We start from the raw sequence: 24,243 nt of genomic DNA, 5'->3' as shown, positions 1-24,243 counted from the left end.
AGCTAATGAAACATTTTAAATTATTCGTGTTGCGTATTGGTTTTATGGTTATTGCGACCACAACTTACTGCAATCAGGCGGTACAGGCGGCGGATAATATGCGTTTTTATGGTGCATTAGTTGAAGAACCCTGCACGATTCAACCGGGTGATGAAGATATCAAACTCGATTTTGGAACTATTGCCGAAAAATACTTGTACCAACATGGTCGGACCAATAGTGAGCTTTTTCAATTAAGGCTATCTGGATGCGATATTAGCGTAGGCAAGTCTATTAAACTGACATTCAGTGGCATAGAGAATACGCAGCTTCCGGGCTTATTAGCGTTAGGAGCGGGTAGTCTGGCTTCTGGGATTGCTATTGGTATGGAAACTGCTGAAGGCAAACGGTTGCCACTGAATAAAGAAGGGGGTACCTACCCGCTAAAAGAGGGTGAAACCTTAATTGAACTGAAAGCGTATGTGCAGGCTGAGCCGGCTGCAATCGCCAACCAGACAATTAAGCGTGGCACATTTCATGCTGTTGCAACGTTTAATTTGAATTATGACTAATTGCACCGCTTTAATTTTATTATTAGGTAACCTAAATGAAAAAGTTATTTCTTATTTGTTTGGTACTTTTATCACTGTTCTCATCAGGGGCGGAGGCATCGATATTTTCGTATATTACTAAATCAGAAGGTACTCCGGCTAATGCATATTATACCTTTGTCATTGAACGCTGGGACGAAGAAGACGATTTTACGCCGAATCCTTGTTATGGCTATTCAGCCTGTTGGATATCTGTTAACCACCGTCATACTGTAGATGGTTATTCAGGGCAACCATTTAGACTATTTAATATTCGTGTAGAAAGCTACAGGACAATGAAACAAGTTCAGCAGGTGATATTGAAACAAACAAGTTTCCCGATCACTGGGATTGCAAAACATGTTGGTCCGGCTATTGAGTCTCACCAGGAATGTGTCGGTCTGTTTTATGAAACAGATCGTAATGGTTTTAGGGGAAGGCTATTGCCCGGCTCTTTATGTGGTGTTGCTCCCCCACCGATCGGTTTTTGTAAGGTGAGTGAAGGCTCGGTTGAACTTAACTACGGCAATATTGATGAAGCAAAATTAGAAGGTGCAACCCGATCTGAAAATATCAATATCACCTGTAATCGGGATATGAATATTATCGTGACCGCGACAGGGCCAGATAGAGGGGTGGTACCTTTAAGAGGTGATGGAAGCTTGAAAGCCCAATTGTTATTAAATGACCGAAAAGGCGAACAAGGCGTTCCTATTTTTGTACCGGCTGGCGGAATTGTACCCGTTACAGTGAAATCGATTTTACAGAAAAACGGCAGGGTAGAAGCCGGGCCATTCTCAGGATCAGGCGCAATTATTTTGGCAATGCCATAAATGAGTGTTTTTTTAAGTTAAAGGCTGGGTGAAAATGAGACAAGATCATCTATTAGTAGGGAAGCGTATTCAGAAAAGAAGGAAGGAATTAGGCATGACCGCAGTAAAATTGGCGGGACAAATTGGTATTAGCCAACAACAACTCTCACGTTATGAGAGAGGGATAAACCGAATTGATTTGTCCCACTTGGTGCAGATAGCTTCAATATTGGATACACCGATAAATTGGTTTTTCCTTGATTGTTATTCCCCTGCAACCAAGATGAATATTAATAAATTAACGGACCAATATATCCCGATTGCGGAAGCAACATTGGGTAAATTTGGTTGTTAATTGATAACAGCTTAAACAGGAGGATGTATAAACGGGTTTATGGTTGAGTTGCGTGACCGATGGAACGGTCACTTTCATGGTTTTTTTATTAATTAGCGATGCCATTTCTGGAAATAAATAGTTCGTTCTTATCTATTAATCTTATCTTTATTGCTTATCATTTAGCACCTTGAGCATGGCTTCTACGGAATGATAACGATGTTCTGTTTTTATTTCTGGTTCCCTGGTTTCTTGTGGTGAGTGAGTGCAGCCAACAAAGAGGCAACCTGAAAGATAACGGGTATATAGGGAAAGTTGAACACTCCCACCTTACCGATAAGCAAGAGTTTTACCAATCATTAAATTATAAAGGGGATGTAGATTTAGAGACCAAATTGGCTGAATAGGGGGCGTTTTACAATTATTACAGACCTGAAAGGTAAAACGCCTTATTTTTTGCTCCTGTATACAAGTTAAGCTGCGATTTCTTCTGAGATCTCAATGTTTGATATGTGTAAACCCATATAGCGTATCTAACCGCGCATTTCTGTTATTTCTATTTCTTTGTCGAAGCGCAGATGTTCATCGGCAGCCATAGGAATTAACCAACGCAGATTGTAGATGACATTATCTGGTAATATATTGGTTTCATAAATATTGACGATCTCTTTTTCAACAGATTTTACCGAATAAACACGATCATCAAACATATAGAGAAAATTAACCCGATAAACGCCAGGGCGGGTTAAGACAGTAAATAATCGCCATTCTTCTGGGCGTGTTTCAATGCCGGCTTCTTCAGCAAATTCTCTGGCCATTGCTTGCTGAGGATTTTCACCTGCTTCAATTTTTCCACCAATTCCATTGAGTTTTCCGTTTTGCCAACTGGGCTGTAATTTTGAAATCAGGGATACATGTTTTTTATCTTGAGAAAACATAAATCCTGTTACATAGTTAATCATTATTTTCTCCATTCTCTTCTTTCATTACTAATGTCTGATTTCTGTCTGGCCCATAGGAAATATATTTGATTGGGATACCAGCATAATCTTGAATAAAAGATAAGAAGTTAATCAGTTCAACGGGAAGTTGCGCTAAATGTGTATATGACGAGTTAAGTTTACCCCAGGATTTAAATATTTTATAGATGGGTTTTACTCTATCGAACTGTAATAATGCGTCATCGCAACAAACGATTTTATCGTCAATTTCATAGGCAATAGCGACTTTTATTTCATGTAAGTCAGCCAGAACATCAGTATTCGTTATAGCGAGTTCTGTTACCCCGTTGAGTTTTACCGCATGTTTAATCAAGCATAAATCCAGCCAGCCGCAACGCCGTGGTCTTTTTGAAACGGTGCCGTATTCGTTCCCGCGCTCCCGGATATAATCAGCCGGTTCTGACAATAATTCAGTGGGGAATGGTCCATTGCCTACACGAATCATATAGGATTTCATCACACCGACAATATGCATTTTCTGCGCGGGTATGCCTATCATTGCAAAGCAAGTTTGAACCAGGGTCTGATACGCTACGGTATAAGGATAAGTACCAAAACTATTATCTAAGAAAGTAGCCTGTGATGTTTCAAGTAAAACATCTTCACCAGAATTCAGTAAATCACCGATAATTTCATTCGTGAATGTGAAATAAGGTTCTAATTTCTTGCCATATTGATACGTTTCCTCTAACATCTCTTCAAAATCTAAGCTGATATTTCCACTAAAAACATGGTTAATTTGCTTCTCTCTAATATCCCAAAGAAATTGTAATTTATTCCTTAGTCTTTCTTTATCCAGAGTATCAATAAGCCGAATGCCATGGCGATTATATTTATCTTCAATGCAGGCTCCGACGCCAACACCAACCGATCCTATTTTATTTTTTCCTTTATATTGTTCTGATGCTTTATTTAGCTCAGCATGCAATGGTAATACGATATGGCAACGTGGATCGATAAATATGCTGGAATGAATATTTTCTCTTTGTATGAATTCTATCTCTCTAATGAGTATCGGCAGGCTGATTAATGCCCCCTGACATATATATAAATTTTTTTTATTGAGTGATGAGGGTAACTGAGAAAATGAACCTCTTATATTACCACATTGCACACTATGACCCGCATTGGCTCCTCCATTGAATCGAGCAATATTATTTACATTGCCAGATAAATAATCAACAAATTTTCCTTTGCCTTCATCTCCAAATTGAAGGCCAACTACAGCTATTAACATAAATCTATTCCTTATTTATGGAGTTATCCTAAATAATAATTTTATATCTTACTATTTGTTTAAAGATGCTAAGTTTACTCTTGAGATCATGATGTTAAATTTCTATTAATACTCCATTATGGATAATTAACTTTCAAACAACCGGATGAATTTTTTCTTATATAGTTATTTGAGAAAATTAATTATTTTCGGTATTCTCCTGCTTATTGTTTATATACCAACGAATCCGCTATTAATAAGGCTTCGCTTAATGTATCAACAACGGGAACCCCCGCGGTTTCAAGACTTACCCTGTTGTGGGTTCCTCCGGTATAAAGAATGGCGTGAGTACCTGCGGCTAATGCGGCGATTGCATCATCAGTAGCATCACCAATAACAACGCTTTGCTCAGGTGGAATATTCAGATTTTTTATATGATTAGCTAACTGCACTGATTTGCCCGTTGTTAATAATGGCGTATTTCTACCATCTATATAGGTGAAAAATTTGCCAATACCATGATTATCAATCATAGGTAACAACTCATCATGTTGCATCAGTGAGCATAGAGATTGAGTTGCACCGGTTTGATGTCGGGAAGCCAGTAATTGGCTCGCTCCTTCAGTTAAGCTGGCTTTCTGAAGACCTGGTCGATAGTGAAGATTAAATATCTTTCCTATCACTGACCATTCAGAGGATGAGGGTTCACGTCCAATCACTTGTTTATAGAAAGCTTGTACTGGAACACAATAATATTGCCGATATTCTTTCAGAGTTAGTGGTTTAATACCAATTTCAGCAAGTGCAAAATTCGTTGCATTCAATGCGGCATTGACATCATTAAGCAATGTCCCATTCCAGTCCCAAATAATATGTGCGGGTGTCATCACTTGTTTACTCCTTTTCCAAACTCACTGTTGCGGGTTGAACACTCAGGGCATTGATATGCCAAAGCTTTAAATGCATCTATCGGCTGTTCATTGTTCAGCGACGTTTGTGATCTCAGGCTTGATAAAAGACGCAATAATTTTGTTATCCATGTGGAGTCAGCCAGACTGTCATTAAGGATAGATAACAAACTGTATGAATAGGCGAGCCAATCCGCCGTGGTTGTATGTGCGTGCTTGCCATCCGTTAACATCTGATCGACCAAACTATTCAGGACACGATGATGTCTGAAACACCAGGGTGTTAATACATCCAATGTTTCAGGGTTAAAGACCCGATCAGGATGCCCATAAACACGAGTTCGTAATAATTTTCCCCAATGTAATTCGACAGCTCGTGTTTTCGGGCGCAGTCCGGTCTGTGCTATGACCAGATCGGTTGCCTGACGTAAGGTATCGCCTGTTCCACAATTATCATCAATAATCGTAACCGTTCGACCTGGTGGAATATCACGTCCCCAAAGACGGTGACTTTTATGTGATGCATCGTCGTAACGTGAAACCTTCACTAAATGGAGATCGCTATTCCATGCGGCGGCTGTCACTGCCGCAGCCGCTGATCCCCCTAACATGACTCCAACGACAGAAGAGTTTGGATTGATATCAGTTTGTGCCGCAACTAAAGTTAACAGATGGTTATCCCCGTCAATAAATGTTCTGGGTACCATGTGTTCAGTAGACAGCGGCAATTTCAGGTCATCGATCAAAGAGGGTGAAAAAGTGAATGCTGTGCCGGTCAATGTTGAACTGATAACCCTGGCACATTCTTTGATCCCATCAATAAACGGTATGATCTCTTCATTAACAGTCCGGGGAGAGCTTAATAAGCTATCAACCACTCTGAGCAACTTTGTCAGGCTATGATCGGCCAAAATGTATTTTGCCGGGGCAGCACACTGTTTGTCTGTACATTGAAGTTCAGTGATGTGCTGCGTGTAATATTTCGTTGTCGCCAGAAGTTCATGGCAGGATTTCTGTGCGTAATAAGCAACGCCGCGCGAACCGACAAATGCCGATTTCTTTGTCAATAAACCAGGAAGTGTCATCACTTTTTGGGTTAAATAGTTCGTTTCAGGTACGCCACGTAGCTCACCCAGTAAACCTATAGAGCGAAAATCCAAAACAGGAAATAGAGACTTGGACATATTCAGCTCTTCGGTAATTGAGTGGCGGCAAGGGCATCTTCGAGAGGAACCAGTCCAATATGTAAAGCCTGACCAAGAATTGCACCTTCGACACCGAGGGTAGACATGTCTGCCAGAGCACGGAGATCATCGAGACTGGATACTCCGCCACCTACAATCACGGGTGATGAAGTCTGTGCACAGACTTCACGCAATAGAGTAAAGTTTGGTGAACTCATCATGCCGCCTCGTTCAACGTCGGTTACGACGTAGCGTTGACAGCCTTGTTTGTCAAGACGCTCAAGGACATCCCAGAGATTGCCATTACTTACATTCCATCCGTGGGTTGCCAGTTGATAGCCTTCTGATGTGCTTTTTACATCCAGTGCAATTGCGATTTTATCGCCATATTCTGCGATAGCCTGAGCGCACCAATCTGGTTTTTCTAATGCTGCTGTTCCTAAATTAACTCGCTGGCATCCAGTTGCTAATATGCGGCTCAAAATCGCTTCATCCCTGATCCCGCCACAGATTTGCACATTGATATTCACTGCAGCAATAACATCAGCGATAAGGTGGCTATTTGAGCCTCTTCCTGATGCGGCATCAAGATCAACAACATGTATCCATTTCGCTCCGGCACTTTGCCAGGCGAGTGCAACCTCGACCGGGGTACCTAAAGGTTTTCGTAATGTTGGGCTTTCACCACGGGTTAATCGAATGGCAGAATTCGATGTCATGGCGACTCCGTCAACAATATCAACAGAAGGAAATATCTCGAATGGTTCCTTATTCATCATTGATGCATCCAAATATATAGTTTTAAATTAATAACAATTAGTTATTAATACGATTACAGGGTTTAACTTGATTAACAGAAGTCCCTTTTGATTTATCGAAATGAGCTAATTAATGCAATGAACCAAATCAAAGCTTCATTGATGAACAATAATGAAAAGATAAAATTCCTCAACAAAATAATTAATTGATTTAATGGTTTTTATAACTTTGTTAAGTTACTTAGATTAATATTTACTTAATAGGGGGTAATTTGGCAATGGATAAAGTGAAATTAAATTGAATGGTTGTGGTAATTAATTCTGATTTCACATCTGGTTATAGTGGATGATGTATATAAGTTTAATAATTATAGTTTTTTATTCCATTTTGGATATTAATAATTTATTTTTTTATACTATTTTGTTTGATATAATTTCACTATGTTTTATTTTATATATATTTTTTTCATTATAAATAATCAATGTACTATTTATAATGAAATCAGATATTCAAGTCTTATGGCATAAGGCGCTTAAAATATCGACAGGAAATTAAATTATCGCAATCAAACCAATTTAGGGTTGATCCTTATTTTTAACTGAAATATAAATATGAAACTTCAGGAATGGGTTAAGTTTAGAAAGCGCAGCTTGTTATCAGACTGCGCTTTGCTTAATCAATATCTTTATTTCAATTCAGGAAAATGCCAGCAATGGTGAGATACATAATAGGAATCCGGTGAAAATAATCAGGATCAGAGAAACACCTTTATATTTATGCAGCATTGGCACTTTGTAGACCAAATAAGCTGGGATTAAACAACCGACCATGCCGAAGATTGGGCTACAGATGGAGGTAAAGCTCAGTACCGGTGCATTGAGGATAATCGCTCCCCAGGCCAGCAGAATAGCGAAAATCATGATGCCTTTTTGTACCCAGTTTTCATTGATTTTTTCTGTTGGCATGAGACGTGCCAGAATATTCATAACGATGCCTTGGGTAGCTTCGCGGAAACCAAGATAGACGCCAAAGAAGGCGGTCATCACCGCAAAGATGTTCAATAAGACACTGATAACTGTTACCCAGCCGCCGGGGAGGAATTTTGCGGCAATTGCTAGAGCTGAGATATTTTGCTCATAAGCTTGAACGGCTTCATCATGTCCCATTGCTAAGGTGAATGAAACGGCATAGAAGAAGACGGTACAGAACAGGACACCAAAGGCGATATTCATTGCTCTTAATGCCTTGTAACGGGCGACTTCACGATTTTTCTCGTGATGGCGGTAAGAGATAACCATTGGGCTTAAGGTCTGAATAAACAGAATGGAAGTCAGAGTAAATGGCAGTGTAATGATTGCCTGTTTTATCAGGGTTCCTGGCGGTGGCAGCGCGCCGACATTATATAAGTGCCACATACCGATCATGGATAACCCCAGTGCCGCGACTACGAATAGTTTGGACAGCACCATAACGCTGGATAATTTGAACAGCAGTCGTTCACCAAGGGATGAAAGTGCGACCAGAATACAAATCAATACCAACCCGTAGAGTGGATTATCAGATAACAGACCTTCCGTGACACCAAAAGTCTGTAGATAGGACGCGCTGTCATTGGTGATGGCTGTTGAGTAAACAAACATCCAAATCACCAGCATCACGAAGTAAAGTGCACCTAATAGAATGCCCCAATTTTTACCAAGGTAACCACTGATAACGCTGGGATAATCTTTACATTCAGGAGATTCCGCCAGCGTATTGATAAACAGCCGTTGGAACAGATACATCGCTGGATAACCAATCACCGATGACAGCAGGAAAACCCATAATCCCATTAAACCGACTTGAACTGGCAGGAATACAATACCTGCACCAATTGCCATTCCGATGCTCATGATGACCCAGCCAACATCAGTATTGTCGAACTTGATCGCATTTCGCCATTCGTTTTCAGTCATGTTTGCCCGTTTTGCTGCGGGAGAATCTGCGACAATGGCATGATTATTTTTTGCCGTTTCCATAATGGCTCCGCTTATTATTTCCGTTAAAAATTTAGGTGTTATAGGGGAAAGTTGCCGCACGTTGGTAATGATGTGACAACCCTATTTTGAGCAGATTTTTTATTACATATGGATGATCGTCCACTATGCAGAGAAATCTTTTGCTTCTTAAACATAAGTAAGAATATTCATGGAGAAAGTTTTCTTTTTGCAGGGTAATTGACCCACTATGTGCAAAAAAGGGAAATCGTTTTTTAATGGTATAAATTGCATGGTGAAGTATTGTAATTAATTGATTTTCATTTCTTTTCATTGTCTGATAAACAGTGAAAAGGAAAATTTAAGTGAAAAAAACAAACAATTGTAAAAAGATAATGGTGGATGTTATTGCATTAAATAGGTGAAATGGGAATATAACAGAATAAAATAATTATTTATATCGATTAAATCTAAAATATTGAAGTGTTTCACTACCTTTATCTTGCAAAAAGAACCATGCCGGAATATCACTGTTGGTTATTCAAATAGCATGGTTCAGGTAAATTCAGCAGGAAAATGTGTTAAGGATTTTTCTTCTCTTGCTGCTCTTTCTGACGGATTTCTCTATACCAGCGAGGATGATGTTTCTTCGCCCAGCCGCGAGTTACCCAGCCTTCAACCATTGCTCTGATAGAGCCTTTCACCCAAAACGCAGCATAGGCATGTATCAGAATAAGCAGGATCAGGCCAACGCCAGCCAGAGAGTGCACCAGAAGCGCAAGCCGGATCAATGGGATGGAGAAGAAATCAGCAAAATAGGGACGCCAGATAATCACTCCGCTGATTGCCAGTAAGATTAGGCAGATGCTAATAGACCAGTAGATCCCTTTCTGACCAAGATTGTATTGACCGATATCGCCAGCTTCTTGGTTTCTTAGGATTTTATGGATGTTTTTCAACCAGATAATGTCCTCTTTGTCGATAAAGTTATGTTTGAAGTATCTGATAAACATAAAGATAAATAAGAAAAACATCACCGAGCCGATAAACGGATGTAGTATCCGGGCTAACTGGGGTGTGCCTAAGATATTCATCAACCAATTAAAGGATGGAAAAAAGAATCCTAGCCCACTGAGCCCGGTAAATAGAAAACAGAGTACTACCGCCCAGTGATTCACCCGCTCAATCGGTGAGTGGCGGAGAATAGTATCTTGCTTCTTCATCACAATTTCTCCCCATGAGTGGATTTTTCAGGTACTTCATCATCCTGACGGGCATGTTCTTCGTCTTCTTCGTTGGTACGGTTTGGGCCAATGCCAACATAGTGGAAAATGCTGGCGGCAAAGGTGGCGGCAAAACCCACGGCGGCCAGTGGTTTCCAGATGCCTTTCCAGAAAGTCACGGTCGGGCTGATGGTCGGATTATCAGGCAGGCCGTGATAAAGCTGTGGCTTATCTGCATGATGTAAAACATACATCACATGAGTTCCTCCAACGCCAGCAGGATCGTATAAACCTGCATGCTGATAACCGCGACCTTTCAACTCAGAGACCCGTTCAGACGCTAGATTTTTCATATCTTCTTTGGTGCCGAAATGGATGGCTCCGGTCGGACAGGTTTTCACACAAGCGGGTTCCTGGCCGACACCAACTCGGTCTACACACAAAGTACATTTATACGCTCGGTTATCCTCTTTATTGATTCGCGGCACGTTGAACGGACAGCCCGCGATGCAATAACCACAGCCGATACAGTGCTCTGATTGGAAATCCACAATGCCGTTGGCATATTGAATAATTGCACCTTCTGACGGGCAGGCTTTTAAACAGCCCGGATCTGCGCAGTGCATACAGCCATCTTTACGAATCAGCCACTCCAGTTTGCCGTGTTCTTCGACTTCGGAGAAGCGCATCACGGTCCAGGATTTAGCCGTCAGATCGGTTGGGTTATCATAAACACCAACGTTAAAACCTACTTCATCACGGATATCATTCCACTCTGAACAGGCCACCTGGCAGGCTTTACAGCCAATGCAGGTGGTAACATCGATCAGTTTTGCCACTTCTTCCTGATGATCACGGACACGAGGGGCCGGAGTGAAGGAATGAGTGGCAGATTTACGAATAATGTCTTGAGATTGCATAGTCAACCTTCGCTCCTGTTATACCTTTTCCACATTCACCAAAAATGCTTTGTATTCCGGTGTATGTGCATTGGCATCACCCACGGAAGGCGTAAGCGTATTGGCCAGAAAACCTTTTCGGGTTGCTCCGGCAAAACCCCAGTGGCAAGGAATACCAATGGTTTCAACTGGCTTACCGTTAATGGTCAGTTGCTGAATTCGCTTGGTGACAACCGCTTTGGCTTTGATAAAACCACGTTTGGAAGATACTTTGACTTCATCACCCTGAATAATGCCTTTTTCTGCCGCCAACTTTTCTCCGATTTCAATAAACTGTTCGGGCTGAACTACGGCATTAAGTTGGGCGTGTTTTGTCCAGTGACGGAATAATTCGGTAATGGAATAAGTAGTTGCAACATAAGGAAATTCATTAGCTTCTCCCATATAAGCGACATCAGAATGAAAGATCCGCGCAACCGGATTAGAGATAACATTTGGATGAAGGGGGTTTGTACCGATAGGTGATTCAATCGGTTCGTAATGTTCAGGAAAAGGACCATCAGCCATTTTATCAAGGGAGAATAAGCGAGCGACCCCTTCTGGGTGCATGATAAACGGTCCGACATGGTTTCCCGGTGCAGCGTTGTTGTAATCAACAACATCAAAGCCACTCCATTTATTTCCATCCCATTTGATTAATTGACGGTTTGGGTCCCACGGTTTGCCTTGTGGATCAACTGATGCACGATTGTAGAGCACCCTGCGGTTTTGCGGCCATGCCCAAGCCCAACCCGGAGTACAGCCCAGTCCTGAGGGATCTGAATTATCGCGGCGCGCCATTTGGTTACCTTCTTCGGTCCAGCAACCGGTGTAGACCCAGCAGAAGCTGGCTGTGGTGCCATCATTTTTTAGCTGAGAGAAACTGGAAAGTTGCTGGCCTTTTTTCAGCATGATATTGCCGTTTTCATCTTTAATATCCGCTAAGGCTTTACCATTGGCTTCACGGGCAACTTCTTCTGGTGTTGGATCTTCAGGATTTTGATAATCCCATGACAGATTCATGATGGGTTCAGAGTAAGCGCCACCTTCTATTCGGTAAAGTTCACGCAGACGTAGCAACAACTTGCCAAGAATTTTACCGTCGTGTAATGCTTCTCCCGGTGGTTGTGCGCCTGCCCAATGCCATTGCAGCCAGCGGCCTGAGTTAGCAATTGAGCCGTTTTCTTCTGCAAAACAGGAGGAAGGCAGACGGAAAACTTCGGTTTGGATATCAGCCGGATTGACATCATTCATCTCGCCGTGATTTTGCCAGAAGTTAGATGATTCGGTGACCAAAGGATCAATCACCACCAGATATTTCAGTTTTGAGAGTGCCTTACTGGATTTATTTTTATCTGGAAATGCCGCTAGCGGGTTGAAGCCCTGAACAATGTAGCCATTCATTTTGCCCTGAGCCATTAGCTCAGCTTGTGTCATGATATCGTAGCTTCTGTCCCATTTCGGGAGCCAGTCATAACCCCAGTCATTTTCGGCTGTGGCGTGTTCTCCCCAGAAGCTTTTCAACAAACTGATAAAGAAATTCGGTGTATTTTTCCAGTAATTAACTTGATCTGGCACGATGGTTTTTGGCGTTGTTTGCGCCAGATAGGTTGCGAGATTCTGCTGTTTTTCACTAGGTAAAGGCAGATAGCCGGGCAAGTTAAGAGACAGTAAACCAAGGTCACTGTAGCCCTGAATATTGGAGTGACCACGCAATGCATTCACACCGCCACCCGGCATTCCCACGTTACCTAACAGTAATTGAACCATAGCCGCCGCGCGGATGATCTGAGCACCGCCTGTATGGTGAGTCCAGCCGAGTGCGTAGAGAATAGTTGCGGTGCGGTTGGTGACTGCGGTATTTGCCAGCTGGGAACAGATATAGAGGAAATCTTCTTTTGAAGTCCCACACAGGCTGGAAACCTGCTCTGGGGTATAACGTTCAACGTGGTTTTTTAGTAAGTTCCATACACAGCGTGGATGAGACAGCGTGTCATCTCGTTTGGCGTAGCCTTGCTCATCGGTTTCGTAATGCCATGAGGATCTGTCATAGCTTTTGGTGGTTTGATCAAAGCCACTGAATAGGCCATCTTCGAATTGGTAATCTTGACGAACGATGAAACCGGCGTTGGTGTAAGCTTTAACGTACTCAGATTGGATAGCATTATTCTCTATCAAATAGCGGATCATACCCAGTAAAAAGGCGGTATCTGAACCGGCACGAATTGGCGCATAGAAATCGGCTACTGCGGCACTGCGATTGAAACGCGGATCAACCACAATAACCTGGGCGTTGTTTTTAATTTTGGCTTCAATAACCCACTTGAAACCGACGGGATGTGCTTCGGCAGCATTTCCGCCCATGATCAGGACAACGTTGGCGTTTTTAATATCGACCCAGTTGTTAGTCATGGCACCACGGCCAAACGTTGGTGCCAGAGCCGATACCGTCGGTCCATGGCAAAGACGAGCCTGACAATCAATGGCGATCATGCCCATCGCGCGGGTGAATTTCTGATCGAGAATACCGGTTTCATTACTGGCGGCGGAGGAGCAGAGCATGCCGGTTGTCAGCCAGCGGTTGACGGTGACATTATTTTCGTTTTTCTCAACAAAATTGGCATCACGGTCATCTTTCATTAAACGAGCAATGCGCTCAATCGCTTCATGCCAACTGATACGTTGCCATTGATCAGAACCCGGAGCTCGGTATTCGGGATATTGCAGGCGGTTTTCACTGAGAATATAGTCAAGTACTCCAGCTCCTTTCGGACACAGAGAGCCGCGACTGACTGGGTGATCCGGATCACCTTCAATATGAAAAATGCTTTCTTTGGCGTTTTTTGCACCATCCCCCAGGCTGTACATCAGAATGCCACAGCCAACAGAGCAATAAGTGCAATTATTACGAATTTCACGTGAGCGCAGTAGCTTGTACTGGCGAGTTTCAGCTAGCGCAATGGATGGAGCAAATCCCAGCGCGGCGGCTGTTGTTCCCGCCATACCACCTGCGCAGATCTTGAAGAACACTCTTCTACTGACCTGCATCGGTCTTCTCCTTAATTTTTTGAATGACGACATTGCTTTACTTTTGATGCAATAACGCATTGACGAATCAGGCGAAATTGCTTTCATAGCCCGGCTCGTTTTTCATCCAAAACATTCCTGGGTATCGCAGAGAACCCACTGCATTGATGAGTTATAAACTACCTGAGGTTATTATTATCCATAATATCATAAAGAGTATTCTGTTGTTAAATTTGGAGAATCTCGTTGTAAAATAAATAATGATATTAAAATCATTTTATAATTATGTTTTGCAATTGTTTATAATTAATGTGACGATATATTTGAATTAGATTAATTTTTCCTTAATTAATATTTGATTTGGCAGAATTTATACCCAATAGATTTCAAGATGGATCACGACGGAAAGGGAGCGAATCCCCGGGAGCATGGATAACGATTTTCCTTTGTTCATATTTGTTCCCATTATGTCTATTAAATGCTGAAAATTCCTATTTTACCTATTTAACTTAATTAACTTATTATTTTTGAACGATATTTGTTCATTAATAATAAACATTTGTGCCAGCGGATACGAAAAATTTAATTAACAATATAAACATCAATAAAATATTTAAATTTTAATTTAAGTTAATTTAGTTTTATTAACTATGCAGATAAAAGCAATTAATAACAATGTGGTATAACAGGTGTTTTTTTACTGTTTTAGCATAAAGTGCTAGCCACACTACTCAGGCTTATTCATAATAATTTCTGATGTAAATAAATTTCGATGAAAATGTTATCTGCCAGTTTTTACATCTCACAGTTGATGTCAGGCGGATGAACGAATAATTTTTTATGCAGGAATAGATTGTTATGCAAGGTAAGTTGGTTTTATCTTCAATTTGTTTGGTTTCAGCAATATTAACTGGATGTGCAACTGAATCTTCCAATACCGTTCAGGTACAGAAAGTTAATTCTTATAACACGGTATATCAAGGTGTTCGTAGCCCAATTGCTATCGGTAAGTTTGAAAATCGCTCCAGTTATCAAAATGGGATTTTCTCTGATGGTGTTGATCGTCTGGGTAATCAATCTAAAACGATTTTAATCACGCATTTACAACAGACTGGACGCTTTACGGTGCTGGAACGTACCAATATGAAGGAACTGAGAGCTGAGGCAGGCTTACAAGGTAAGTCGCAGAAGCTGAAAGGGGCTAACTACATCATTACCGGCGATGTGACTGAATTTGGCCGCAAAGAAGTTGGTGATCATCAGTTATGGGGCCTGCTCGGACGGGGCAAATCACAAGTCGCGTATTCAAAAGTTATGCTGAATGTCGTGAATGTGGAAACGTCTGAAGTGGTTTTCTCTGTGGCTGGGGCTGGTGAATATAAATTATCTAACCGTGAAATTATCGGTTTCGGTGGTACTGCCAGCTATGATTCTACTCTGAATGGTAAAGTGCTGGATCTGGCAATTCGTGAAGCGGTAAATAGCCTGGTTGAAAATATTGAAACTGGTGCATGGAAGCCATCTAATTAAGAAATTTAGGGATATATTCTCATGGTATTAATGAAAAAAACGGGCTTATTACTGGCAGCGATGGTCTTGGTTGGTTGTATCAGTCAACCAAAAACGATTTATGAGTGGGGTAAATACGAACCTACAATTTATCAGTATTATCAGCAAGATAAGATGGGATTTGAAGAGCAGCTACAAACTTTGCAGCAAGTGATTGAAAAAGCTAAAGCGAAAGATAAACCTGTACCACCTGGGCTGCATGCACAGATGGGCTTGCTCTATAGTAAGTCTGGTCGTGTTTCAGAAGCATTCCATCAGTTTGAAGTAGAGAAAAAATTGTTTCCTGAATCAGCGCCATTTATGGATTTTTTATTGAATAAAAATAAAGGAACTATGCAATGAACCGTATTCTTGTGGCGTTAAGTTTATTGGCTGCATTTGTGCTAACAGGGTGTAGTAAATCTGTCCCCTATGACTACACGGCATTTAAAGAGAGCAAGCCAAAATCCATTCTGGTGTTGCCGGCTGTGAATAAATCTCTGGAAGTAAAAGCGGGGCACAGCCTGGTTTCTCAAGTGACTTATCCACTGGCAGAGTCTGGCTACTATGTTTTTCCGGTTGCGGTTGTAGAAGAAACATTGCAGAAAAATGGCGTGGCAGTGGCGCAGGATGCTCAAAATATCAGTTATAAAAAATTGCATGAAATTTTTGGCGCAGATTCAGCGCTCTATCTGGATATTGAAGAATACGGTACGCAATATCAGATTATTAACAGTGATACCCGGGTAGCGGCTTCAGCGAGGCTGGTGGATCTGCGTAATGGCAAACAATTGTGGAATGGCCGGGCTGTCGCTTCGTCGACTGAAAATCAAAACAATTCAAGTAGTAATCTTGTTGGAATGTTAGTGTCAGCGGTGATTTCACAAATCGCGAATACCATTACGGATAAAGGTCATGAAATTGCGGGTATTACAAGTTATCGCCTACTGACAGCGGGTGGCAACCGAGGTTTACTCTATGGACCACGTTCTGAACGTTACGGTAAAGAAGAGCATTTAACCGCTAATTAAATGTATACCCAATAGATTTCAAGTTGCAGGGCGGCGGCAAGTGAACGCATCCCCAGGAGCATAGATAACGATGTGACTGGGGTAAGTGAACGCAGCCAACAAAGAGGCAACTTGAAAGATAACAGGTATAAACGGTGATAATGAGCAATTAGCTATATTTTGCTTTTTATCACCGTTATTTTGCATTGTTTTTTGGTGGTTAGTAATTGTTAATCAAATATCTAATCGTTTGGTTTGCCATTTCTTCGATTTCCAACGCCATGTATTCGTGAGTCCACGCAGCCATTCATCACAGAAGAAACCGATCCAAATACCCAAGATACCCATTTGCATTTTGATCCCAAGAAAATACCCTATCGGAATAGCAACACACCACATAAAGAACAGAGCTGCATAGAGCGGGAAACGCGCATCACCGGATGCGCGCAATGCGTTCACCATAACGATATTGGCGGTACGGATAGGCTCCAGAAATACAGATAGTAAAAATAATGGCAATAAGAGCTTGATAATGGCTTCATCTTGCGTCAGAAAGTGCAGAATCGGTACTCTGAACAGCCAAAAAGCGGTGACAACACCAATAGTCACGACGCAGCCAATTTTCAGGCTGTTGAGTCCACGAATATAAGCGTCTTCAAACCGTTTAGCGCCGACCAGATGGCCAACCATAATTTCGTTACCAATGCTGGTGGCAATACCAAACAACATCACAAACAGCGATAGCTGGAAGTAGAGCGTTTGGGCGGCTAGTGAAGTTTCGCCCATCAAGCCAATAAAGGCTATGGCAGCCATATATTGTAAGATCCACACGACATTTTCACCCGCTGCGGGTAGACCGACATGTAAGATCTTGCCCAACATACTCTTTGACCAGAGCAGGAAACCTGACAGTGTAAATTTAATCCGCAAGCCATAACTGAGCAGACAAAATAATAGGATCACGGCCACAATTCGGCCAAAGACGGTAGACCAGGCGACACCTTCCAAACCATATTTAGGCAACCCGAAGAAGCCATACAGGACAATCATATTGCCCAGCACAGTCAGCAAGTTAGCAATTAACGTGACATACATTGCTGCCTTAGATTTGCTATAAACCCGCAGACAAGCTGCCAGAATAATTGAAATCGCTTCAGGGATCAGACAAATACCCAGAATATGCAGATAGCTAAATCCATCTTTCATGAGATGTTCTGGCATATTCATGATATGCAAGATCTTATAGCCGAAGAAGATAGTAACTAGTGCACAACTGAGTCCAAGCAAGAAATTGAATGCAATAGAGATATGGATCGCCTGACTTGCCTTATCTCGTTTGCCTGCGCCAATGTATTGAGCAATAACGACGCTGCAACCAACGCTGATAAAATTGAAGATAGTGATAAACAAGTCAAATACCTGATTACCGACTGCCATAGCAGCCAGATAGGAAGTAGAAACATGACTCACCATGTAGGTGTTAATTAATAAAGTGACCAAATGAAGAAGAATATCAATGAAAATCGGCCAGCTTAATGAAAAGAGCGAACGTTCAGTAACATCGGTTTGATGCATTTGAAAAACCTGCTGATTGAAAAAAGTAAAAATTAATTGTTTTTTGAAATGTGGCGTACTCAGAAGATGTTCAGCCATTCTACATGGTTTATTCAATGGTTAACAGTGAGGGAATAAAGATAGTGCGTCTGTAACCATAAGAAGATAGTTTGTTGATATGTATACTGATGATTGAAATACCGGCACTATTTACTTGTAAGGGTATCTAAATCAAGAGGCAGTTAAGTATTTAGTGCTATATTATATCGTTAAGTATTTAAATGAATATCTCAATTAATAAATAAGTTGAAATTTTTCATTATAAAATATCATTTGTATAATTTATTTAATCAATTGTTAATGTTTGGCGATAGGTATGTCAGATGAGGTTATTAAACATGCGATTGAATTATTCTCTGTCATCTATTTTAATGTTTTTATGTTTAAAAAATTCGTTAAATTTTATTTACGGTTACATTTGGAAGGTATTTATAGTTAAATTTATTTAAATAATTTTATTGGGTTTTAATTATAATCTAAACGATTCATCAACAAGATGATAAAAAAATATATGTGATTAAATTTTGTCCTACAATTAATTCAGGGAGCAGAATATATGGAAATAAAAATGTACCATTTAGCGAGGTGATATGATGATAAACAGATTAAAACGTCAGTTATTTATGGCCATTTTAACATTGACTTATTTTTCTACTTTCTCTGCGTCTATCTATGCTTGTGTGTTGGCGCCAGATTTACCTATATGTGCTGTGAAATGTATTATTTTTTCGCCCAATATGGCAACATGTCTTATTGGTTCTAATAGTCCAAATGATTCAACACCTATTATATTTGAGGGAAAATGATTAATCGAAATTGGTATTAACCTCTATAAGCAGCATAATTATTTTATTATGTGGAATTTTAATTCTTTTCTTATATTCTTCCTATTCCGCCCTATAATAAGGGCGGATTATTTGAAATGAAGTTAATTTTAAAATTGGCATAATTGTTGCGTTAATTTTATATTTTTTATTGATGATAAATAAGGGGAAATAAAAAATCCTTAACAGGAATAGGCGTAAGTTACAGATATATTTTTAAGAAACTATAAATCTATTTATTATTTTCACTGTTAATACCTTATTTTTAATATTAAATAAAAATAACTTATTTAATAAAATTATACTTTGGAAAAACTATCCTTCATTATGATGATTACTATTTGTGATTATTAGAATGGTTTAAATAGTTTAGTACTAGATAACTCCTTACAAATTATCATATTTTTTAGGTAAAAACGTTATCTGATTAATAGTTTTACTGTAGTTTAATAAAAACACTTGACTTTAATTATTTTTATATTATTAATTTGACTGTTAGCTAATTGTAATAAAATGGTTAACACAGGAAAATATAACGTAATAATCTAATTGAGGTATATACCATGAATCAAGAAATGTCTTTTGTAGAACTCGAAGAACGTATCTCTTCTATCAGTGAAGAAAAAGCCATGTACACTGAAGAAGAATCTATTGAACTTGAATAAGAACTAGATAAAAGCCGCCGTCTGGCGGCTTTTGTAGGAAATGAATATGAGAATTACTAAGCCGTTAATTAAGCGCTCTCATCACATCATCCTTTCCGATGATGGTGATATTTGTATTGGTGAAATACCTGGAAAATCTCGAATAATTAAAAATCCGCCAGAATGGGTAAAAGTTGTTTTATCTAAACTTGATGGTTTTCATACGATCCCAAGAATAATAAAAGAAATTTCACATATGGGATATGAAATAAATGAGCACGAAATCGTTAATTTTATTGAAAAATTAAATTCATTTGGGATTATTGAAGATAATGCAATATTTTCCGATGTCCTTACATCTCAAGAAATTGAATTATACGACAGGCAACTTCTTCAGTATTCTTTAATAGATAACGAAAATATCAATTCGATAAAATATCAAGAAAAATTAAAAAAAAGCAGAGTTTTAGTTCTTGGTATGGGAGGATGGGGAACGTGGTGCTCATTACAATTGGCATTAGCAGGTGTGGGAACATTAAGAATTGTTGATGGTGATGATGTTGAATTATCTAACCTGAACAGGCAAGTTCTTTATACTTTTGATGATATTGGAAAAAATAAAGTCGATGCTGCTGAGGAAGGGATAAAAAGGCACAATAAATACACGAATGTAGAAAAATATCTCGAATTTGCCACAACAGATAAAAATAGACTTAAAGCGATGTTAGATGGTGTTGATTTGGTCTTACTTGCATGGGCCAGCTTAGGTTATTTTAGGAAAAACACGGTTGAAGGAATGGTACATGAACTTGCTTGCAATAAAAATATACCCGTCATAGAACTTGGCGGTGATCCTTTTGAAATATCCGTCGGGCCAATTTATTTAAATAATGGTCAAGATAAGACTTATTTTGATGCAAAGAAAAGAATCAAAAAACAATTTTATAGTGAAAATAATGATGTAAAGAAATTTCAAGAAGCCAGGATGAAACAACAGTTCTTAGATGGTAACAGAAAGGTTAATGCGTGGCAAAGTGCACCATCATTAGCGGCAATGTCAGGGCTGGTTGCTGATCAGGTAGTAAAAATAATCACTGGATATGATGAACCTGCTCTTGTCGGTAAAAAGCTTTATATCTCGCTTAGGGATTTTAAAACCAGAGAGGAGTATATATTTGATGAAAACTAAAGATCTGCACACAGCATTTAAGAATAAAGGCTATGTGAATTTTTCAATAGATCAATTTTTTCCTGAATTTGTTTTTTTTTCAGATAATTTTAATTCAATTAATGACAGTGAGTGGTCTTATATTATAAAAAACAGGTATGGAGAACATGACTTTTATTTAAGTGAGAATAGTATGGAAGAAATTGAAAGGGAGAAATTACTTTCATTTGAGGATTATAATAATGGTGTTTTTTCATTCTCTTTCAGGCGACTTCCTGATAATGATAGAAGTGGGAAAATAACCTATTTTTCTGCAATAAAGGACATAGTAGGTAGTGAAAAATTTAAGTCATTTCTTACATCAATAACAGGTAGAGAAATAAAGAAGATGGCTTTGTTATATTTAAACAGATTTGACAAGGGAGATTTCTTAACGACGCATTGTGATCCGGGAGAAAGTTTTGGCATAGTAATAAATTTGACTGGTAATTGGAATCCAAACCATGGAGGATTAACGGTTATTCTGGATAAGGAACGTAAGTTTATCGTGGATACGCTAGTCCCATATAATTTGACGACATTGATTTTCGATACCAGTGAAAAAGAAATACCCCATTTTGTGTCTATGGTAACTGCTGAGGGTAAAAAAAAGAGAATGGCCTTGGTGGTTAGATATGACTAGGAATAAAAAAGTACTTTCCTTCGCTATCCTAATAGCAATATTATGGGGCGGGGGATTCCCTATTTCAAAAATAGCTATTGAGCAAATTGGGGTATGGCCTTTTCGTTTTTATTCGACAATTACATCTGTATTAATATTAGCCTTTCTGGTTCTGGTTTTTTATAAAAAAAAACCAAATTTTTATGATCTGTTATTTTGTATACCACTAGGTGTTTTAAATGTTTTCTTAGTTCCTGTTTTAAACAACATATCACTAAAATATACAGATTCAGTGAAAGCATCTGTACTTATATACACAATGCCTGCTATTACCTCTCTTCTAACAATGATAAGTAGCAAAAGGATAAGTTTTAGATCAATTACTGTATCTATACTTTGTATATCTGGAGTTTTGATATTTATATCCTTAAAAGAAATAAGCTTTGGTGAGTGTATTATATTAGTCAGTGCCTTCGTATGGGCATTAGGAACTTTTTTATCGGAGAAAATACCTACCCAGCTAGATATATTTTCAAAGGTTTTATATCAAAATATTGTTTCATTTTTATTAATGATAATTATAACGCCATTTTTATCTACAAACCTTGATATATTTAACTTTAATGGTGAGATTTTTCAGACAGTTACCCACATTTTTATACCTATTCTATATATGGGGATAGCGAGTGGAGTTCTTGTCTATATTTTATGGTTTTACATGATAGAACATGGCGGGGCAGAGTTAACCTCTTATTCTGCACTTATATCGCCTATATTTAGTGTGTTGATATCTTATTATTTTCTAAATGAATCAATAAATATTAATATGTTTGTTGGCATGTTGTTTATATTTTCCAGTGTCATAATAGCATTTAGAGGGAGAAAGAAATGAGGGAATTATCTGATATAAAAGAGCACTATCGCTCAATATATAATATCGAACATTTGATGGATATATGTTATTGGGATCAAACTACGATGATGCCTGATAATAGCTTCTTAGCAAGGGCTGAAGCCCTTTCAGAGGCAGAATTAATTATTCATGAAAAAAAGACATCACAAGCTATTTTTGATACTATAGAAAAATTACTCTTAGATAATAATCTGGATAATATTGCAAGAAAGGCCCTTTTCTCTGCTAAAAAGGAAATTGAACAAAAACGATTACTTCCTATTTCGTTAGTAAAGGAAATAAAGAAGATTACCTGTCAGTGTGAATATTCATGGGTTAAAAATAAAGAAATGAATAATTGGCAGGGGTTTTCAAAAGATTTGACACAATTAGTCGAATTATTAAGAGAAAAAGCCAGTATTTTATCTGAAGCTTCCGGTGTTAGCCCCTATGAATCATTATTGAATGAATATGAGCCGATGATGAAGACGGATATGTTAGATAATCTTTTTGAAGAAATTCAGATATGGCTACCTGGTTTAACAGAACGGTTTAAATCAAACTCATTAAATAAAAATATAAATCATAAAGTTCCAATTAGAACGCAAATAGAGATAAATAAAGAGATGCTTTCTGAACTAGGATTTGATTTTTCCAGAGGGCGATTGGATGTAAGTGCTCATCCTTTTTGTGGTGGAACCAGAGATGATATAAGAATCACGAATAAATACTCAGATTCTAATTTCATTGGTGGAGTCTATGCTTCTTTACATGAATTCGGACACTCTCTATATGAAAGGAATCTTCCCAATGAATTTTTAGGCATGCCTGTATCTTATCCTTGTTCTATTGGAGTACATGAAAGTCAGAGTTTATTCTTTGAAATGTGTTATGGTTATTCTGATTCTTTTATTAATTATTTATCGAGAAAAACCGTTAAACATGGATTAAATATATCAGCTGGTAGTATAAGGAAACACCTATTAAAATTAAAACCTAATGAAACCAGGATAAATACAGATGAAATACATTACTTGCAACATATTTATTTGCGTTATTTAATTGAGCGGGAATTGATTAATAAAAATCTGGCTGTTAATGATATACCTGAATTATGGAATGAGCTTTCCATAAAATTATTAGGAATAAGTTCAGGAAAAGATTATAGAAATGGGTGTATGCAGGATATTCATTGGGCGGCAGGTTTTTTTGGTTATTTTCCATGCTATATGCTTGGTTATATATATGCATCACAGATATATAAAAAAATAGGTGATTTGAACTATGAAGATACTTTGGTTTGGCTAAGAAAAAATATTTGGTCAAAAGGCGCCTTTTTTTCACCTGTTGATGTCATCGAATCTGGTACAGAAGAGAAAATAAGTACTTTACATGCAAGAGACATGATTATCGCTAAATATGAAAATATTTAGCAGAAATCTAATTTGAGTCGTTTTTAACAAAACTGTGAAATTTTCTCCCCTAAGATACGATTCACATGTGACTTAGCGGTGGGAGCAAGTCACTTTACTGCCTGTATATCCATAAAAAAACTCCTGCGGTGGGGGCCGCAGGAGCCTGGTGTTGACGGAGATAAGCTCCGAAAGGAAGAAAACAAAGCAAGTATTGTTATGTTTTAATTTAGTTTGTTAACTTCCAACATCTTTACAGCTAGGTTATTAACAGGAAGTTCTTGAGGCTTCCCTTTGGAACACGAGTACTTGGTTGCTTTTACTCCTTTTTAGCGCGATTTCCCGATAGACGTGCCGTAGAAGTCGCGGCTGATAGAACAATAACATCAGAATGCCCTGTTTTGGCAACTTTCTGCCTAGTCATTAATTAGTTGTATACAATCTTTTGGTGTCAGTACTGCTTTTGTCCTGGTATTATCATCAGTATTTTGGTTCATTAATCTTTCCTCTTGTTTCAATGCTG

General features: G+C 38.9%; 22 protein-coding genes and 1 pseudogene. 12 read left to right on the top strand and 11 right to left on the bottom strand.

What is annotated here, in order from left to right:
• The first annotated feature begins 5 nt into the window (after positions 1–5).
• From BO26_RS05285 to BO26_RS23050, 4 genes and pseudogenes are all read left to right on the top strand, one after another.
• Complete coding sequence (locus BO26_RS05285; protein ID WP_036769603.1) at positions 6–551, top strand: fimbrial protein; 546 nt, start codon at positions 6–8, stop codon at positions 549–551.
• A 35-nt stretch (positions 552–586) separates the two neighbouring features.
• Positions 587–1,402, top strand: coding sequence for an MrpH family fimbial adhesin (locus BO26_RS05280; protein ID WP_036769599.1), 816 nt, complete (start codon positions 587–589; stop codon positions 1,400–1,402).
• A gap of 34 nt (positions 1,403–1,436) precedes the next feature.
• Positions 1,437–1,736: a helix-turn-helix domain-containing protein gene (locus BO26_RS05275; RefSeq protein WP_036769595.1), complete on the top strand. Its 300-nt coding sequence runs from the start codon at positions 1,437–1,439 to the stop codon at positions 1,734–1,736.
• Between the two features lie 287 nt (positions 1,737–2,023).
• Positions 2,024–2,119, top strand: a pseudogene (locus BO26_RS23050) (IS481 family transposase); the annotation flags it as partial.
• A gap of 129 nt (positions 2,120–2,248) precedes the next feature.
• On the opposite strand, the gene BO26_RS05270 reads toward BO26_RS23050, so the two are convergent.
• From BO26_RS05270 to fdnG, 9 genes are all read right to left on the bottom strand, one after another.
• Positions 2,249–2,677 (bottom strand): NUDIX domain-containing protein, encoded by a 429-nt coding sequence (locus tag BO26_RS05270; RefSeq protein WP_036769592.1) that lies wholly within the window; start codon positions 2,675–2,677, stop codon positions 2,249–2,251.
• Entirely contained in the window at positions 2,670–3,953 is a 1,284-nt protein-coding gene (locus BO26_RS05265; protein ID WP_036769589.1) for an adenylosuccinate synthase, read from the bottom strand. Before BO26_RS05265 ends, BO26_RS05270 begins: the two co-directional genes overlap by 8 nt.
• A gap of 203 nt (positions 3,954–4,156) precedes the next feature.
• Positions 4,157–4,819 carry an HAD family hydrolase gene (locus tag BO26_RS05260; protein ID WP_036769586.1) on the bottom strand — a complete coding sequence of 221 codons (663 nt, stop codon included), beginning with the start codon at positions 4,817–4,819 and terminating at the stop codon, positions 4,157–4,159.
• On the bottom strand, positions 4,819–6,024 hold the full coding sequence (locus BO26_RS05255) for a phosphoribosyltransferase (RefSeq protein WP_036769583.1): 1,206 nt from the start codon (positions 6,022–6,024) through the stop codon (positions 4,819–4,821). Before BO26_RS05255 ends, BO26_RS05260 begins: the two co-directional genes overlap by 1 nt.
• Before the next feature lie 2 nt (positions 6,025–6,026).
• Complete coding sequence (locus BO26_RS05250; protein ID WP_036769580.1) at positions 6,027–6,803, bottom strand: HisA/HisF-related TIM barrel protein; 777 nt, start codon at positions 6,801–6,803, stop codon at positions 6,027–6,029.
• Between the two features lie 675 nt (positions 6,804–7,478).
• Entirely contained in the window at positions 7,479–8,801 is a 1,323-nt protein-coding gene (locus BO26_RS05245; RefSeq protein ID WP_036769577.1) for an SLC5/6 family protein, read from the bottom strand.
• A 539-nt stretch (positions 8,802–9,340) separates the two neighbouring features.
• On the bottom strand, positions 9,341–9,982 hold the full coding sequence (fdoI, locus tag BO26_RS05240) for a formate dehydrogenase cytochrome b556 subunit (RefSeq protein WP_036769574.1): 642 nt from the start codon (positions 9,980–9,982) through the stop codon (positions 9,341–9,343).
• A complete protein-coding gene (fdxH, locus tag BO26_RS05235; RefSeq protein WP_036769571.1) occupies positions 9,982–10,908 on the bottom strand; it encodes a formate dehydrogenase subunit beta in 927 nt (308 codons plus the stop codon). Before fdxH ends, fdoI begins: the two co-directional genes overlap by 1 nt.
• A 12-nt stretch (positions 10,909–10,920) precedes the next feature.
• A complete protein-coding gene (fdnG, locus tag BO26_RS05230; RefSeq protein WP_072023219.1) occupies positions 10,921–13,968 on the bottom strand; it encodes a formate dehydrogenase-N subunit alpha in 3,048 nt (1,015 codons plus the stop codon).
• An 837-nt stretch (positions 13,969–14,805) separates the two neighbouring features.
• Between fdnG and BO26_RS05225 the strand changes: the two genes are divergently transcribed.
• Genes BO26_RS05225 through BO26_RS05215 form a run of 3 tightly spaced genes read left to right on the top strand, consistent with a single transcriptional unit; the run spans position 14,806 to position 16,526 of the window.
• Positions 14,806–15,477: a CsgG/HfaB family protein gene (locus tag BO26_RS05225; RefSeq protein WP_036769568.1), complete on the top strand. Its 672-nt coding sequence runs from the start codon at positions 14,806–14,808 to the stop codon at positions 15,475–15,477.
• 21 nt (positions 15,478–15,498) lie between these two features.
• Complete coding sequence (locus BO26_RS05220) at positions 15,499–15,858, top strand: DUF4810 domain-containing protein (protein WP_036769565.1); 360 nt, start codon at positions 15,499–15,501, stop codon at positions 15,856–15,858.
• Complete coding sequence (locus tag BO26_RS05215) at positions 15,855–16,526, top strand: DUF799 domain-containing protein (RefSeq protein ID WP_036769562.1); 672 nt, start codon at positions 15,855–15,857, stop codon at positions 16,524–16,526. Before BO26_RS05220 ends, BO26_RS05215 begins: the two co-directional genes overlap by 4 nt.
• An 18-nt stretch (positions 16,527–16,544) precedes the next feature.
• Here the strand turns inward: BO26_RS05215 and BO26_RS24795 are convergent, their stop codons facing one another.
• Together BO26_RS24795 and BO26_RS05210 are read right to left on the bottom strand one after the other, a co-directional pair.
• Complete coding sequence (locus BO26_RS24795; protein WP_477707006.1) at positions 16,545–16,712, bottom strand: hypothetical protein; 168 nt, start codon at positions 16,710–16,712, stop codon at positions 16,545–16,547.
• A 27-nt stretch (positions 16,713–16,739) separates the two neighbouring features.
• On the bottom strand, positions 16,740–18,080 hold the full coding sequence (locus BO26_RS05210; protein WP_036769674.1) for an MATE family efflux transporter: 1,341 nt from the start codon (positions 18,078–18,080) through the stop codon (positions 16,740–16,742).
• 1,426 nt (positions 18,081–19,506) lie between these two features.
• On the opposite strand from BO26_RS05210, the gene BO26_RS21920 reads away from it, so the two are divergent.
• The 5 genes from BO26_RS21920 to BO26_RS05185 are packed head-to-tail and all read left to right on the top strand — an operon-like array spanning position 19,507 to position 23,741.
• Positions 19,507–19,608: a pantocin A family RiPP gene (locus tag BO26_RS21920; protein ID WP_071823668.1), complete on the top strand. Its 102-nt coding sequence runs from the start codon at positions 19,507–19,509 to the stop codon at positions 19,606–19,608.
• A 46-nt stretch (positions 19,609–19,654) separates the two neighbouring features.
• A complete protein-coding gene (locus tag BO26_RS05200; protein ID WP_081861850.1) occupies positions 19,655–20,776 on the top strand; it encodes a HesA/MoeB/ThiF family protein in 1,122 nt (373 codons plus the stop codon).
• Entirely contained in the window at positions 20,766–21,437 is a 672-nt protein-coding gene (locus BO26_RS05195; protein ID WP_036769554.1) for a 2OG-Fe(II) oxygenase, read from the top strand. The genes BO26_RS05200 and BO26_RS05195 overlap by 11 nt, the downstream gene beginning before the upstream one ends.
• Positions 21,430–22,308, top strand: coding sequence for a DMT family transporter (locus BO26_RS05190; protein WP_036769551.1), 879 nt, complete (start codon positions 21,430–21,432; stop codon positions 22,306–22,308). The genes BO26_RS05195 and BO26_RS05190 overlap by 8 nt, the downstream gene beginning before the upstream one ends.
• A complete protein-coding gene (locus tag BO26_RS05185) occupies positions 22,305–23,741 on the top strand; it encodes a carboxypeptidase M32 (RefSeq protein WP_036769548.1) in 1,437 nt (478 codons plus the stop codon). The genes BO26_RS05190 and BO26_RS05185 overlap by 4 nt, the downstream gene beginning before the upstream one ends.
• Positions 23,742–24,243 lie beyond the last annotated feature (502 nt).

Source organism: Photorhabdus australis DSM 17609 (genome assembly GCF_000711895.1).
In the GTDB taxonomy this organism is placed as follows: Bacteria; Pseudomonadota; Gammaproteobacteria; order Enterobacterales; family Enterobacteriaceae; genus Photorhabdus; species Photorhabdus australis.
The sequence above is the reverse complement of the archived record's forward strand: the minus strand, read 5'-3'. Positions and strand labels throughout refer to the sequence as shown.

Coding starts and splice junctions, on each gene's coding strand:
- BO26_RS05285 (WP_036769603.1), top strand. CDS start 6: ATGAAACATTTTAAATTATTCGTGTTGCGTATTGGTTTTATGGTTATT.
- BO26_RS05280 (WP_036769599.1), top strand. CDS start 587: ATGAAAAAGTTATTTCTTATTTGTTTGGTACTTTTATCACTGTTCTCA.
- BO26_RS05275 (WP_036769595.1), top strand. CDS start 1,437: ATGAGACAAGATCATCTATTAGTAGGGAAGCGTATTCAGAAAAGAAGG.
- BO26_RS05270 (WP_036769592.1), bottom strand. CDS start 2,677: ATGATTAACTATGTAACAGGATTTATGTTTTCTCAAGATAAAAAACAT.
- BO26_RS05265 (WP_036769589.1), bottom strand. CDS start 3,953: ATGTTAATAGCTGTAGTTGGCCTTCAATTTGGAGATGAAGGCAAAGGA.
- BO26_RS05260 (WP_036769586.1), bottom strand. CDS start 4,819: ATGACACCCGCACATATTATTTGGGACTGGAATGGGACATTGCTTAAT.
- BO26_RS05255 (WP_036769583.1), bottom strand. CDS start 6,024: ATGTCCAAGTCTCTATTTCCTGTTTTGGATTTTCGCTCTATAGGTTTA.
- BO26_RS05250 (WP_036769580.1), bottom strand. CDS start 6,803: ATGATGAATAAGGAACCATTCGAGATATTTCCTTCTGTTGATATTGTT.
- BO26_RS05245 (WP_036769577.1), bottom strand. CDS start 8,801: ATGGAAACGGCAAAAAATAATCATGCCATTGTCGCAGATTCTCCCGCA.
- fdoI (WP_036769574.1), bottom strand. CDS start 9,982: ATGAAGAAGCAAGATACTATTCTCCGCCACTCACCGATTGAGCGGGTG.
- fdnG (WP_072023219.1), bottom strand. CDS start 13,968: ATGCAGGTCAGTAGAAGAGTGTTCTTCAAGATCTGCGCAGGTGGTATG.
- BO26_RS05225 (WP_036769568.1), top strand. CDS start 14,806: ATGCAAGGTAAGTTGGTTTTATCTTCAATTTGTTTGGTTTCAGCAATA.
- BO26_RS05220 (WP_036769565.1), top strand. CDS start 15,499: ATGGTATTAATGAAAAAAACGGGCTTATTACTGGCAGCGATGGTCTTG.
- BO26_RS05215 (WP_036769562.1), top strand. CDS start 15,855: ATGAACCGTATTCTTGTGGCGTTAAGTTTATTGGCTGCATTTGTGCTA.
- BO26_RS24795 (WP_477707006.1), bottom strand. CDS start 16,712: ATGCAAAATAACGGTGATAAAAAGCAAAATATAGCTAATTGCTCATTA.
- BO26_RS05210 (WP_036769674.1), bottom strand. CDS start 18,080: ATGCATCAAACCGATGTTACTGAACGTTCGCTCTTTTCATTAAGCTGG.
- BO26_RS21920 (WP_071823668.1), top strand. CDS start 19,507: ATGAATCAAGAAATGTCTTTTGTAGAACTCGAAGAACGTATCTCTTCT.
- BO26_RS05200 (WP_081861850.1), top strand. CDS start 19,655: ATGAGAATTACTAAGCCGTTAATTAAGCGCTCTCATCACATCATCCTT.
- BO26_RS05195 (WP_036769554.1), top strand. CDS start 20,766: ATGAAAACTAAAGATCTGCACACAGCATTTAAGAATAAAGGCTATGTG.
- BO26_RS05190 (WP_036769551.1), top strand. CDS start 21,430: ATGACTAGGAATAAAAAAGTACTTTCCTTCGCTATCCTAATAGCAATA.
- BO26_RS05185 (WP_036769548.1), top strand. CDS start 22,305: ATGAGGGAATTATCTGATATAAAAGAGCACTATCGCTCAATATATAAT.